At 73.3% G+C, this 13,682-nt stretch carries 9 protein-coding genes and 1 tRNA gene; 2 read left to right on the top strand and 8 right to left on the bottom strand.

The window, feature by feature from the left end; translation table 11 throughout:
- Positions 1-54: 54 nt before the first annotated feature.
- Positions 55-1,491: an MFS transporter gene (locus ACFYZA_RS18440; protein ID WP_388491582.1), complete on the bottom strand. Its 1,437-nt coding sequence runs from the start codon at positions 1,489-1,491 to the stop codon at positions 55-57.
- Positions 1,492-1,670: 179 nt separating this feature from the next.
- Between ACFYZA_RS18440 and ACFYZA_RS18435 the strand changes: the two genes are divergently transcribed.
- A tRNA-Cys gene (locus ACFYZA_RS18435) sits at positions 1,671-1,745 on the top strand.
- 6 nt (positions 1,746-1,751) lie between these two features.
- On the opposite strand, the gene ACFYZA_RS18430 is transcribed toward ACFYZA_RS18435, so the two are convergent.
- Genes ACFYZA_RS18430 through ACFYZA_RS18420 form a run of 3 tightly spaced genes read right to left on the bottom strand, consistent with a single transcriptional unit; the run spans position 1,752 to position 5,016 of the window.
- A complete protein-coding gene (locus tag ACFYZA_RS18430; protein WP_388491579.1) occupies positions 1,752-2,285 on the bottom strand; it encodes a hypothetical protein in 534 nt (177 codons plus the stop codon).
- A 29-nt stretch (positions 2,286-2,314) separates the two neighbouring features.
- Entirely contained in the window at positions 2,315-4,636 is a 2,322-nt protein-coding gene (locus ACFYZA_RS18425) for a hypothetical protein (RefSeq protein WP_388491576.1), read from the bottom strand.
- Between the two features lie 17 nt (positions 4,637-4,653).
- Positions 4,654-5,016 carry a hypothetical protein gene (locus ACFYZA_RS18420; RefSeq protein ID WP_382600751.1) on the bottom strand — a complete coding sequence of 121 codons (363 nt, stop codon included), beginning with the start codon at positions 5,014-5,016 and terminating at the stop codon, positions 4,654-4,656.
- Positions 5,017-5,327: 311 nt separating this feature from the next.
- Between ACFYZA_RS18420 and ACFYZA_RS18415 the strand changes: the two genes are divergently transcribed.
- Complete coding sequence (locus ACFYZA_RS18415) at positions 5,328-6,257, top strand: NAD(P)-dependent oxidoreductase (RefSeq protein WP_388491981.1); 930 nt, start codon at positions 5,328-5,330, stop codon at positions 6,255-6,257.
- Here the strand turns inward: ACFYZA_RS18415 and ACFYZA_RS18410 are convergent.
- From ACFYZA_RS18410 to ACFYZA_RS18395, 4 genes are all read right to left on the bottom strand, one after another.
- Positions 6,254-8,572: a xanthine dehydrogenase family protein molybdopterin-binding subunit gene (locus ACFYZA_RS18410; protein WP_388491573.1), complete on the bottom strand. Its 2,319-nt coding sequence runs from the start codon at positions 8,570-8,572 to the stop codon at positions 6,254-6,256. The two genes, ACFYZA_RS18415 and ACFYZA_RS18410, sit on opposite strands and share 4 nt — an antisense overlap.
- On the bottom strand, positions 8,569-10,347 hold the full coding sequence (locus ACFYZA_RS18405) for a 2Fe-2S iron-sulfur cluster-binding protein (protein ID WP_388491570.1): 1,779 nt from the start codon (positions 10,345-10,347) through the stop codon (positions 8,569-8,571). Before ACFYZA_RS18405 ends, ACFYZA_RS18410 begins: the two co-directional genes overlap by 4 nt.
- Positions 10,344-11,243, bottom strand: coding sequence for an FAD binding domain-containing protein (locus ACFYZA_RS18400; protein ID WP_382600759.1), 900 nt, complete (start codon positions 11,241-11,243; stop codon positions 10,344-10,346). Before ACFYZA_RS18400 ends, ACFYZA_RS18405 begins: the two co-directional genes overlap by 4 nt.
- 335 nt (positions 11,244-11,578) lie before the next feature.
- Positions 11,579-13,255: a beta-N-acetylhexosaminidase gene (locus ACFYZA_RS18395; protein ID WP_388491567.1), complete on the bottom strand. Its 1,677-nt coding sequence runs from the start codon at positions 13,253-13,255 to the stop codon at positions 11,579-11,581.
- Positions 13,256-13,682: the final 427 nt, after the last annotated feature.

The following is a 13,682-nucleotide window of genomic DNA, read 5'->3' as shown; positions in this document are numbered from 1 at the left end:
CCCCAGCACACCTGGCCAGAGCCCCGACGCACCCCCGGGCGGGAGCCCAACCCCTCAACTCCCCCGAACCCGCCGCGCGACGAACGCCCCACCCAGCGCCACCACCCCCATCGGCACGAACACCACCACGAACGCCCCCGGACGCGCCGCCGACGCCGCCGACACCGCACCCCCACCCAGCGCCGCGAACCCCGCCCCACCCGCCGCGAGCAGCAGCACATTGGACAGGCCGTCCGAGATCTGGAGGGCGGCCGAGTTGGCCCCCGCCTCGTGCGGAGCCGAAAGCTTCAGGAGCAGCACGCTCGTCGAGGCGATGACCATGCCCATGCCGAAACACCCCACGCCCCAGGCGACGCCGACCACCCACACCGGCACCGCCTCGACGAGCACACTCGGCGCGGCCACGATCGCGAGGGCCACGAGCACCATCCCCACCACCATCAGCCGCTCCCGGTGCGCCTCCATCCGGGGCCGCGCCTGGACATACGAACCCAGCGCCCACGTGGCCCCGCCGACGGCCAGCGAGAGCCCGGCCATGGTGGGGGTCAGCCCGCGCTGGGTGACCAGCATCAGCGGCACGAACGATTCCGCCGCGATGAACGACCCCGCCGCGATCCCCCGCAGCAGCACCACGGAGGGCAGCCCGCGCGCCGCCCGCCAGGTGCCGTGCGGCAGCAGGGCCCGCCTCCCCACCACGGCCGGCCCGAGCAGAGCCGCCCCCGCCACGAACGGCAGCAGCGACAGCCACCTCAGTTCCTGCCCCGCGTACTGGAGCAGTCCCGCGCCGACCGAGATGCACAGGGCCAGCCTGATCCGGCGCCGCTCGAACGGCACGGGCGGCGCCGACGGATCCGCGGGCCCCGCCGCCATCCGCCGCGTCGCGGGCAGCGCGAGCGCCAGCGGGAACATCACCAGCACCGGGATGCCGATGAACACCCAACGCCAGCCCAGCTGTTCGGTGACCGTCCCCGCCACCAGCGGCCCGACCACCGAGGGCACCACCCACCCCGCCGCGAACGCCGCCATGATCGTCGGCTGGAGGCGTGCGGGGTAGGCCCGGCCTATGACGACGTACAGCGCGACGATCACGAGCCCGCCGCCGAGCCCCTGCACGGCCCGGCCGGCGATGAACGTCCACATGTTCAGCGCCGTCCCGGACAGCAGCAGCCCCGCCGCGAACGCCGACATCCCGACGGCGAGCGCCCCGAGCGGACCGCGCCGGTCGGCCCACTGCCCCGCGACGACCATCCCGAACAGGCTCGTCGTGAAGTACGCGGAGAAGGCGAAGGCGTACAGCGAGACCCCGTCGAGCTCGCGCGCCGCGACCGGCATCGCGGTGCCGACGGCGGTCGCCTCGAACGCGATGAGCAGCACGACGGTGACGATCCCGAAGCTCAGCGCGCGATGCTCCCGCCCCAGAATCCCGCCCTCGCCGACGCCTTCCGGTGGGAGGTCGGCGAGGCGGGCATCGGTCGGTTCAAGGGCGCTCATCCGCCCAGAGTAAGAGGCGTATCACGGTCTGACCCCTGTCAAAGGACGGGACTCCGGCTACGCCGATGGTCGTAGTCCCGGCCCCTGTGAACGCCACATGGCAGTCACATTGCAGCCCGCCCGCCCCTCTTCCCCTCCCCCGGCCCACCCCCTACGTTCGTACCAACGCACCAGCACATGGCCGTGTGCCCGAGTGGTTCAGGGGCTCGCCTGCAAAGCGAGTTACGTGGGTTCGATTCCCGCCACGGCCTCCAACTGCCTTATTTGTTAGCGCATTTGAGTTCCCGCGTCGCGAACTGCACATATTGCTTCAGCAGCACGGTGAGAACCTCGCGGGTGCGGGGCACTGTCGGGGCCCGGTCGGCGGAAAGCTCCAACTCGACATACTTCTGCGACGGGGGCAACGCGGGCCCCCTCGGAAGGTCCGGGCGCTCACACAAGAAGACCGCACCCGCCCCTCTGTCCCAGACAAACCCCTCGTCACCGGCCTGTACCGGGGTTCCGTGAGTGCGCGCAAAGCCGTTCCAATCGGTGCCCTTGCCGCTGTTCCGGCGCTCGACAGAGACAATTAAGGCGGCATGGTCGTCGACGAACAGCGTGCAGTAAGCGTTGCTCTGCGCCTCGAATGCGTCGAAGCGGCCGTCATTCTTCAGGGAGGCCGAGTCGCCATCCGGGAGTAGGGGCGTAACGGAACTCCCGGTGAATGCCCCCCAGCACAGGCTTTTGGGAATGCTCGGCACGGACGGCTCATGCGAGCAGCTGCTCAGTGCGAGCAGCAGCAAACTGGCCGCCATGGCAGCGGCTGCCGGGCGCCCGGCACGTATCACTTTTCAGCGCCTCTGGCTGCAGCGGTCGCGGCAACATTACGCCCGTCCGAATACGCATCGGCGATGCTGGTAGAGGCAGCCCCCTGATACTCCCTGATGTCCCGCTCCTCAAGGCCCGCACTACGCCCTGCGGCGCCCACCGCGTCGGCGGCGGCCCGCTTGGCGCTCGCCTCCGCTTTCGAGTAGCCGGCGACGGCCTCCTGGCTCGCCTCGTTGGACGAGTCCTGCTGCGCCCGCTCCACCAGGGAGCTCGAGATGTCCTCCTTGAGCCAGTCGATCGCGTCGCCACCGATCGGCAGCATCTCGATGTACTTGCCGCCGACCGCGTCGATCATTCGGCCCGTCCAGTCGACCCTCTCCTCGACGGCCTTGTTGAACTCCTCGTCGGCGGCGGCATGCCTCTCGTAGACGGCCTCCACCCGCGCCTCGGCCATCATTCCCGCGATCTGGCCGCCCGGATGCACCGCGTTGCGTACCGCCTCGCCCACATCGTGGCCGTGATTCTCCGGGTGCGCGAAGACATCCCGCACCAGCAGTGTCGTATAAGCCTGTTGGGCGTTGGTGAGCGCGCCGTACGCCTCGGGGTCCTGGGCCACGGCACCGAGGAAGTGCCCCACCTGCCCCCTGTTGAACTCCGCGAGCACTCCGAACGGCCTCGCCTGACGGGCGCCGTTCTCGGCGACGGCCTGCAAGTCCGGCATGTACTCCGCCGCCATGTTTCCGAAGTGCCCCGCCAGGCCGGACAGCTTGCCGGGGGTGCCGTCCTCGCCCTCCGTCAGGAGCCCGGGGTCCGAGCCGATCTTCGCCACCACCTGCTCCATCACACTCGCCATCACCCCCGTATGCTCCACCGACCGCACCCCCGCACCCCCCGCACCCCCCGCACTCCCCGGCACCCGGCCCGTCACCGCCGCCTCCAGGGCGTTGCCCAGGGCCGACTGGTAGGGGGTGCGGGCGTCGGGGGTCGCGTCGTGGAGGTCGGTCGTGGGGGGCTTGTCCAGGAGGTGGTCGATCATGGTCAGGGGGGTGCCCGAGGGGGTGCGGACCGCCGCGTCGTGTGTCGTCACCAGGCCGTCGCCGTCCGTGTCCGCGCGGAGCGGTTCGTTGAAGAACTGGGCTGAAGACGCCGGGTTGTTGGCCATGGCTGACAGCAGGCCTGTCAACGGGTCGAAGCCCCGGCCGCCCGCCGGGTCGAGGTTCAGGGACATGCCGGGGACCGCCGGGACGGCCCGCTCGAAGAGGTTCGGGTGCTGGTGCTCGAAGCCCGCCATGTCGCGGGCGACGGGCAGCAGGAACGCCCTGTCGTACGTGCCGTGGCGCAGCAGCGCACCCAGCGCCTGGTAGCCGTACACCCGCGCGCCGGGGCCCGCCAGGTCCCCGACGTCGATAGGGCGGCGGCCCGCCCGCATCAGGTCGGCCGTCCAGCGGGACGGAAGGTGGCCGGTGGTGCCCGGGTTCGTGGCGAGGCCCAGCATCGGGCCCAGGTCGTCCTGGACGTGGCGGACCATCGCGGCCCGGTCGAGGCCCGCCGGGCCGAGGCCGGTCGCGTCGAGGGAGAGCCGGGCGTAGAAGTCCAACGCGCCCTGTGGGCCCAGGCGTTGATAGAAGGCGGTGGAGAACTCGGGGTCCCGGGCGTTCGCGTCCAGCAGGGTCTGGAGCTGCCTCAGCTCGTCCACGTTGCGGGCCGTGCCACCCTCGCCGGTGACCCGCTTCGCCAGGTCCACCGCCCGCGCGGCCTCCTCGTCGTCCAGGGACGCGTACCTCGGGGCGGTGAAGTCGTGCGCGTCGGGGATGTTGGCCGTGAGGGCGGCCCGCAGCGCCTCGTCGGCCGCGCCGCACGCCGCGACGAGCGCGTCCACCTTCTGCTGCCAGGCGGCCACGTTCGCGTTCTGGGCCTTGAGGGCCTTGGGGAAGTCGAGGCCGGGGTCGTGCCGGGCCGCCGTGTCGTCGGCGAGCGGCTCGCGCGCCGCGACCCTGCCGTGCGCGTCGACCACGATGCCGCCGCGCCGCGCGCCGTCCAGGACGGCCTGGAGACCGTCCTTCGCCCTCTTGAACTCCGTGTAGGCGTCCAGGAGCAGCCGGTGCACACCCGCCGCCTCCCTCTCCGCGTCCGCGAACTCCTTCACCGTCCTGCGGACGAACTCGCGGGTGACCGAGGCGTTGACCCCGGCCCACCTGGCCGTCTCGGCGTGCGCCCGCAGGCCGTCGTGGGCCTCCTCGGCCAGCCCCTTCAGCCGGACCGCCATCTGCGACCAGTCGTCGACCGCGCTCCCGAGCCTGCCGACCGGCGCGTTCAACACGTCCGCGTACTTCAGCAAGTCACCTGTCCCGTCGGCTAGTTGAGGTAGTCGCTGAGTACGGACACGGCGGTCAAGGAGCCCCGCACGCGCGCGTCATCCTTCGCGTGCCGGGCGGTCGAGTGGTCGAGGTGGTTGGAGATCTGCGCGCAGGCGTCGCGGAGCGTCGTGTACTGGCGCTGCCAGGTGTCGTGGAGCTTCAACAGGGCGGCGCCGCTGGCGAAGTTGTTCGCGCTGAGCGCGCGGGCCGCCTCGAAGGTGGCCGCCCTCGCGTGGTCCCCGTCGCGCCGGAACCCCTCGTACAGGCGGTACGCGTCCGAGCCGACCACCCCGAGGTCGTCGGCGTGCGCGACCAGATCCGCACCGCCCGCCCCTTGGGCGCCGGGCACCTCTGACGCCATCGCCAACTCCCGTTCCGCATGGGCCGATTGCCGTCTCTTCGCCCGGCAGCGTACGGGACGGAGAACTCGCGGATCCGGCATCCGGGGGCCCTCAGGGGTGACAGTGCGGGCGAACCTGTGTGCCGGACGTCATCCGCCCGTGCCCCTGCCAGGCCCGCGCGGATCCGCCGGGGCCGGTACAGCGGCCCGCGCGGATCCGCCGGGGCCGGTACGGCGGCCCGCGCGGCTCCGCCGGGGCCGGTACGGCGGCACCCCACCCACTTTTTAGTGCGTACTTGAGCATCCTTCGCCGCGCGGCGAGCCTGATCCGCATGGCACAGAACAATCCTGAGAAGCCCGCCCCGACCACCCCCGTCACCCCCGTCACCCCCGTCACCCTCCTCGGCCTCGGCGCCATGGGCACCGCCCTGGCCCGTACCTGGCTGGCCGCCGGCCATCCGCTCACCGTGTGGAACCGCAGTACCGCCCGCGCCGCCGCGCTCGCCGCCGAAGGGGCCCGGGTCGCCGACGACGCCGCCGGTGCGGTGGCCGCCAACTCCCTTGTCGTGGTCTGCCTGTTGGACGACGCCTCGGTCGGCGAGGTGCTCGACGGCGTCGACCTGGACGGCAAGGACGTGGTCAACCTGACCACCACCACTCCGGCCCAGGCCCGCGCCCGCGCCGCCTGGGCCGGCGAGCGCGGCGCCCGCTATCTGGACGGCGGGATCATGGCCGTGCCGCCGATGATCGGCGTGCCGGACGCGGGGGCCTACGTCATCTACAGCGGCTCGCCCGAGCTGTTCGAGCGGCACCGCGCGACCTTGGCCGTCCCGGCCGGCACCACGTACGTCGGCGAGGACGCGGGCTTCGCGGCGCTGCACGACGTGGCTCTGCTCAGCGCCATGTACGGGATGTTCGCCGGGGTCACGCACGCCTTCGCCCTGATCCGCGCGGAGGACATCGACCCGGCCTCGCTGGCCCCGCTGCTCACCGACTGGCTCGGCGCGATGGCCCCGTCGGTGCACCAGACCGCCGCGCGGCTCAACAGCGGCGACTACACGACCGGCGTCGTGTCCAACCTCGGCATGCAGGTGGGCGGGGTGGCGACCTTCCTCGACACCGCCGAGCAGCAGGGCGTGAACCCCGAACTGCTGCTTCCCTACTTCGAGTTGATGCGGCGGCGCCTCGCCGAGGGCGACGCCGGGGAGGACCTGACCGGCGTGGTCGACCTCCTCGTACGCCCTCGGCGGCCGGCCGTCTAACCCTGCTGGACCACCGCCGCCTGGGGCCGGATCGGGAGGCGGTTGACCGGGCGGCCGGTCGCGGCGCGGACGGCGGAGGCGATCGCGGCCGGCGAGGTCACGACCGGGACGGCGCTGGCCGCCTTCGCGCCGAACGGGGCCACGACGTCCCGCTCCTCCACCAGCTTCACGATGCGGATGTCGGGCGCGTCCAGGGCCGTCGGCAGGGCGTAGCCCGTGAGGTCGGGGTGGCGGATCTGGCCGCGTACCGTCCGCAGGTTCTCGGTCAGGGCCGCGCCCACGCCCTGGGTGACGCCGGCCTCGATGCGGGACGCGAGCTGACGGGGGTTCAGGACGCGGCCGACGTCCTGGGCGACGGCGAGTTCGACGACGCGGACCGAGCCGAGCTCGATGTCGACGTCCACGACCGCGCGGATCGCGCAGAACGCCAGGCCCACGAACGCGTCGCCCTGGCCCGTCTCGTCGAGCGGCTCGGTGGGGTGCGGACGGCACTGGGCGGTGGCCCAGAGTTCCTTGCCCTCCATGGCCTCGCTGACCGTGGTCGACAGGACGCCGTCGTACGAGGTGATCTTGCCGTCCGCGATCTGGAGCAGCTCCGTGGACATGCCGAACTTGTGCGCGAGCGGCTGGAGCAGCTGGGTACGGACCATCTTGGCCGCGCGCTCGACCGCGCCGCCGGACACCCAGGTGTGGCGGCCGTGCGTGGCGGGGCCCGCCGGGGGCTGGTCGGTGTCGACGGGGGCGACGTGCACCTCGTCGATGCCCAGGGTCTCCTGGACGATCTGGCGGGCGAGGGTGGTGAAGCCCTGGCCGGTCTCGACGGCCGCGCAGATCACCGTAGCGATGCCGTCCTGGACCTTGACGGTGGCGGTGGCCACCTCGTCGGTGCCCTCGGCGCCGAGCATGTGGACCATGCCGAGCGCGTAGCCCACCCCGCGCCGCACCGCGTCCGGCTCGCCCGCGCCCTCCGGGCCGCCCGGCAGCAGCCAGTCGTCCTCGGGTGCGTCCTTGGGCAGGGTCGGCAGCGGGAAGTCCCTTACGGCGGCGAGGAGTTCGGCCACCGGGGCCGGGCAGGTCACCGTCTGACCGGTCGGCAGCAGGTCACCGGTCGCGAGCACATTGCGCATGCGCAGTTCGGCCGGGTCGATGCCCAACTTCCCGGCCAGCTTGTCCATTTGACCCTCGTAGGCCGCGCACACCTGGAGCGCGCCCTCGCCCCGGACGTGTCCGGAGGGCGGGTTGTTGGTGCGCACCGCCCAGCCCTCGACGAAGGCGTGCGGCACGACGTAGGGGCCGCAGGCGAACGCTACGGCGGCGGCGAGGGATTCGGAGGAGGCCTCTGCGTAGGCGCCCGCGTCGAGCAGGATCTGCGCCTCGACCTTGACCAGCCGGCCCTCGGCGTCCGCGTGGTGGCGGTAGCGCAGCAGGGTGGGGTGGCGGTGGGCGTGGCCGAGGAAGGACTCCTCGCGGGTCGCGGTCAGCTTGACCGGGCAGCCGGTCCTCAACGCCAGCAGTCCCAGCGGGAGTTGGAAGCCGAGGTCCTCGCGGTCGCCGGTCGCGCCGGGCACTCCGGTGACGACGACCTTGACGCGGTCCGGCTCCAGGCCGAAGCAGGCGGCGGCCAGGTCGCGGTCGCTGTGCGGGTCGGTGGAGGCGGTGTACAGCTCCACGCCGCCGTCGGGCCGGGGCACCGCGAGGCCCGCCTCGGCGCCGATCGGCGCCGGGTCCTGGCGGCCGATCCGGTACAGGCCCTCGACCACGACCTCGCCGGTCGCCTCGGGGTCGCCGTACTGGAGCGGGATGTGCCGGATCAGGTTGCCGTCGGGGTGCAGCGGTTCGGCCGTGAACGCCTTCTCCGGGTCGGTGACCGGTTCGAGCACCTCGTACTCGACGGCGATGGCCGCGGCCGCGAGGCGCGCGGTGTCCGGATGATCGGCGGCCACCGCGGCGATCGGCTCGCCCTGGTGGCGTACGTAGTCGGACGCGAACACGGGGCGGTCGGCGATCCGGCGGCCGAACGCGGGGTCGCCCGGCACGTCGGCGTGGGTCACCACGGCCCGTACGCCCGGCATGGCGACGGCGGCCGCGGCGTCGATGGAGACGATGCGCGCGGACGCGTGCGGGGCGCGCAGCACGGCCGCCCACAGCAGGCCCTCGGCCCACAGGTCGGCCGCGTAGGGGAAGGTCCCCTCGGTCTTGGCCCGCGCGTCGACGGGCGCGAGCGAGGCGCCGATCCCGTGCGCGGGCGGCTCCTGCTCCGGCCCCGCCACCGGGGTGGCGCCTTCGACCGTCGCGGTGGCTGCGTCGTTGCTCACGCCATGCCTCCGTCGTGCGTGTGCGGGGGCTTGGCGCTGCCGGCCCCGGGGGGTGCCTGGTGCGGGATGCGGGCCTCGTCGGCCGGGGCCGCGCCGGCCGCCTCGCGGCCCGCGACCACGTCCTTCACGGCGTCGAGCACGCCCCGGTAGCCGGAGCAGCGGCACAGGTTGCCGCAGAGCGCCTGGCGCGTTTCGAGCTCGGTGGGGGCGTGGTTGCCTTCGAGCAGGTCGTGCACGGTCATGGCCATGCCGGGGATGCAGAAGCCGCACTGCACGGCTCCGCTCTCGGCCAGCGCCCGCTGCACGTCGGAGGGTTCGCCGTCGGTGGCGAGCCCCTCGACGGTACGGACCTCGCTGCCGGCCGTGGTCGCCGCGGGTACCAGGCAGGAGGCGACGAGCCGCCCGTCCACCTGGACGTTGCACGCACCGCACTCGCCCTGCGAGCAGCCGTCCTTGGCCCCGGCGAGCCCGAGCCGCTCGCGCAGCACGTAGAGCAGCGACTCGCCGACCCACGCCTCGGTGACGGGCCGGTCGGCGCCGTTCACCCGCAGCACGTAGGAGGCGCGGGGGTGTTCGAGGTCGGGCGCCCCGGCGAGGGCGGGCGCGGGCTCCGACTCCGGCTCGGCCCCGGCGACGGGCTCCGCCGCCTCGGGTGTCCCGGGACTGTCCTGCGCCTCCCGGCCCTCGGGGTTCCCTTGGGCCTCGGTGACCTCTTGGGCCTCTCGGGCCTCTCGGGCCTTGGGTACATCGCCGGTTCCGGTCGGTTCGGCCACCGCGTCGGGGACGGCTTCGGCCGCCGGTTGCGGCGCTTGGGGCACGTCGGGGGCATCGGGGGCGTCGGGTGCCGACGCCTCCGGGACCGCTTCGGCGAGGGGCTCGACGATCAGCGGCACTTCCGGGGGCGGCTCCGGCGCGAACGCCCCGGGCGCCGGGGCGGGCGGCTCGGGGGTGTGCGGCGTGTGCGCGGCTTCCGGGTGCGCGTGCGGCTCCGGGGCGGGGGCGTCCGCGTGACCAAGCGGGTCCGATACGTCACGTACGTCCGGCACTTCGGGCGCCGGCGGGGCTGCGTGAGTCTCCGGTGCCGGGGACGCCGGGGGTGCCGATGGCTCCTCCACCGCCTCGGGCGCGGGCGGCTCGGGGAGCTGGTTCGCCCAGGGGGCCGGGGCTCCGCCGGGGAGGGTGGCGGGCGGGGTCGAACCCCACTGCTCGATCAGCGACGACGTGGTGAACTCACCTGATTCCTCCGGGAGTTCACCGTCGGCGACCGGGATCGTCCACTGACCCGTACCGGCGAGGGACGGCTCGTCCGCGAAGTTCCACTGGGCCGTGGCCGAGGGGTCGTGGGCGGGGTGCGTCGGCGTCGCGGGCACGGGGGTGGGTGCGGCAGGCTCCGGCCACACCACGGTCTGCGCGCCGGGCGCGGGATCGCTCTCGGGCGCGCCCTGGCCGGTCAGTTCGGTCGGGATGCGCCAGACGCCGGTGGCACCGGGATCCGTCGCGGCGGCCGGGGTGAGCGGCACGATCATCGGCGGCACGTAGCCGTGGCCGGGCGCCGCGAGGGGGGCGCCCATCAGGTCCATGTCCGGAGGCAGCTGGACGAACGCCGTGGCGTCCGGCTCGTACTCGCCGCCGTGCGGAACCGGCTCCCAGCCACCGTGCCGGGGCACCTGCCCGTAGCCGTGCTCGTGCTCGCGCTCCGGCTCGTACGGGCCGTTGCGGTCGTCGTTCCGGTCGTGGTCGCGACCGCTGTTCTGATCGTTGTTGCGGCTGGTCACGACAGCGCCCTCCCCAGTGCTCGTCGGGCCAACGCGGCGACGGTACGCCGCAGATGCAGTACGGCGGGCGAGAGGGGCGCGGGCGGTGAGCCGTCCGCCGGTGGCTCCGGATCCGGGATGCAGGCGGCGGCCACGTACTCGCCGAACGCGCCGAGCGCCTCCGGGGCCAGCGCCGCGCGCTCGCCGTCCCAGTCGATGAGCGAGGCGATCCAGCGCTCGGCCTCCAGGGGGCGCAGCGGCATCGGCGCGATGGCGCCGACCGCGCAGCGCACCCCGCGCCGGGCCGGGTCGAGGACGACCGCGACCGAGGCGGTGGCACGGCCGGGGCCGGTGCGGCCGGTGGCCTTGAGGAAAACTTGGGGAGCGTGCAGCAGCGGGACCCGGACATAACCGATCAACTCGGCCGGGGCGAGCATGTCCCGCCCCGCCAGCAGATGCGACACGGGAATTTCACGCCGGGCGCCGTCCGGGCCCGCGATGACGAGGGCCGCTTCGAGCGCGGCGAGCACGGGCAGCGCGTCACCGGTGGGGGCGGCGGAGGCGATGTTGCCGCCGAGGGTGCCCGCGTTGCGGATCTGCGGGGGGCCGGCGGCGCGCGCGGCCGCGGCGAGCGCCGGGATGAGCGCCGCGAAGTCCGGGCGCCCCATCCGGGCGTGGGTGAGACCGGCGCCGAGCAGGGCGTGGCCGTCCTGGTACTGCCAGCCGCGGATCTCGTTGATCCGGCCGAGTCCGACGAGCCCCGCGGGCCGCAGCAGGCCCCGGTTGACGGCCGCCATCAGATCGGTGCCGCCCGCGACCGGCACGGCGGCAGGCATGGCCGCGAGCGCCGCCACGGCCTCGTCCAGTGAGGCAGGCAGCGTCACCGACTGCGCCGCCTGCGGTGCGTGCGTGGTCAACCCAGCTGCCCCTTCCCGGTGTCCCGGCCGTACGACTGTGCCGTCTGTGGCCACCTGCTGATGGCCGTACCGTACGTGCTCACAGCCCGGACGTGGCAACTCTGGCACATCTTCCGGACCGGCCGACGGCAGGGTCCGCGAAGCGCACTTCCGTCCCCGACCTGGGGAATGTTCCGGTTTCGCAGGCGTTGTACGACTTATGCGGTACGCCTCGTTCCGCACGCCGGGTGTTCGTCACAGCGGTCTTCCTCGCAGCCGGTCGCGGCCGGGGCGGCCGTGACCCGGGGCCACGCTCCCAGGCGCACGGCCGCCGGGCACCGCCCTTGACGCCGGGCTCACCTGTTTGGGGGCGCCCCCTCGATCGGGCGTCCGACCACTCCGGGGCGCTGCTGCCACGGCAACGGGCCGGTGGGCGGGCGGTAGTCGACGCCGAGCGCGTCAAGTCGCTTGTAATGGGCGGACATTCGCCGTTCGAAATCCGCGAAGTCGCGCTCGGCGGGGGCGGGCAGCTCGCTCCAGGCGACCTCGGCGAAGGCGGCGAGGCGGGGGAACACCTGGTAGTCGACGCGGGACTGGTTCTCCATCACCTCCGTCCAGACATTGGCCTGGGTGCCCAGCACATGGGCGGCCGCCTCGGGGCCGAGCCGCGGCGGAACGGGCTCGAAGCGGTAGACGTCCTCCAGGGTGCGGACGAACCCGATCGGCACGGGCTCCTGCGCACCGCCGGCCTGCCGGTGATCCAGGTACACGTACTGCTCGGGGCACATCACGACGTCGTGCCCGGCCTCGGCGGCGGCGATTCCGGCGCCGTAGCCGCGCCAGGAGGAGACGGCGGCGCCGGGCGCGAGCCCGCCCTCCAGGATCTCGTCCCAGCCGATGAGGCGGCGCCCGCGAGCGCTCAGCCAGGTGTCGAAGTGCCGGATGATCCAGGACTGGAGCTCGTTCTCACCGGCGAGCCCGAGTTCGCGGATGCGCTCCTGGGCGACGTCCGACTTCTGCCACTGCTCCTTGGGGCACTCGTCACCGCCGATGTGGATGAACGGCGAGACGTCCTCGGGGAACAGGTCGAGCACCTCCTCCAGCACCCCCTCGTAGAAACGGAGGGTGTTGTCAGTGGGGGCGAGTACGTTCGGATTGACGCCCCAGGTGTCCCAGACGGAGAGGGAGGCGGTGTCGATGACATCGGTGTTGCCGAGTTCGGGGTACGCGGCGATGGCGGCCTGCGAGTGTCCCGGGATGTCGATCTCGGGCACGACGCGGATATGCCGCTCGGCGGCGTACGCGACGATCTCGCGGATGTCGTCCTGGGTGTAGTAACCTCCGTGCGGCTTCTCGTCCCACAGGGGCGAGGCGCGATGCCCCCATTTGGTCCGGCTGCGCCACGCGCCGACGTCGGTGAGGCGGGGGTACCGCTTGATCTCGATCCGCCAGCCCTGGTCGTCGGTGAGGTGGAAGTGGAAGACGTTGAGCTTGTGGGCGGCGATGAGATCGAGATAGCGCAGCACGCCGTCCTTCGGCATGAAGTGCCGTGAGACGTCGAGCATGAGCCCGCGCCAGCCGAACCGGGGGCTGTCCTCGATGGTCACACGGGGCACCGGCCAGTCCTGCCCGCCCCGCAACGGCGCCCGCCGGAAGGCCTCCGGCCCCAGCAGCTGACGGAACGTCTGTATGCCACGGAATACGCCGGCGGGGGTGGCGCCCTCGATGAGTACGGCGACGTCCTGGACGGATCGGTCGGTGGAGAGCCGGTACGCCTCCGGGCCACCGGGGATGCCGGGGTCGAGCCGCAGCACGATGCCGCCCGCGTCGCCCGCGCCGCCCGCGTCGGGCAGGGCGAGCCCGGTCGCGGCGCCGATGGTCCCTCGGAGAAGGGGGGCGAGGGGTTCGGTGCCGGGGGCGGTGTGGAGGGTGGTGGCGGCGGTGAGGCGGTTGGGGTCCGGGGTGGGTGCGTTCTGGTCGGCGGTGGGTGGGCGGATGGTGCTGGGCGCGGGGATGAGGTGGTCGATGTCCATCGGGGTTGGTGCCCTTCCGTGCGGGTGGTGTTGTGCTGGTGTCTTGTTCTCCCCCACCCCGCCCCTTCCCGAGACCCGCCGGGGGAGAGTCCGTTGGGGGAGAGTCCGTTGGGAGTGTCCGTCGGGTGGGGGTGGTGGGTGCGGGTGGTGGGTGCGGGTGGTGGGTGGCTGGTCGCGCAGTTCCCCGCGCCCCTAACCCCGTTTTCGTCCTCGGGCCGTGGGTGGCTGGTCGCGCAGTTCCCCGCGCCCCTAGCAGGATCGGTGCGGGCCCGCATCGGGGCATTTCAGCCCGTCATGGGGGTCCCCCCTGGCCCTTAAGGCCTTGGGGGAGATTGAGGACGAGCGCCGTTCAGGCGCGAACGGGGTCCGGGGCGGAGCCCCGAAGGGGGTGCAGGGGGCGGAGCCCCCGCAGGGGGTCTGGGGCGCA

The organism is Streptomyces sp. NPDC001828 (genome assembly GCF_042892175.1).
In the GTDB taxonomy this organism is placed as follows: domain Bacteria; phylum Actinomycetota; class Actinomycetes; order Streptomycetales; family Streptomycetaceae; genus Streptomyces.
The sequence above is the reverse complement of the archived record's forward strand: the minus strand, read 5'-3'. Positions and strand labels throughout refer to the sequence as shown.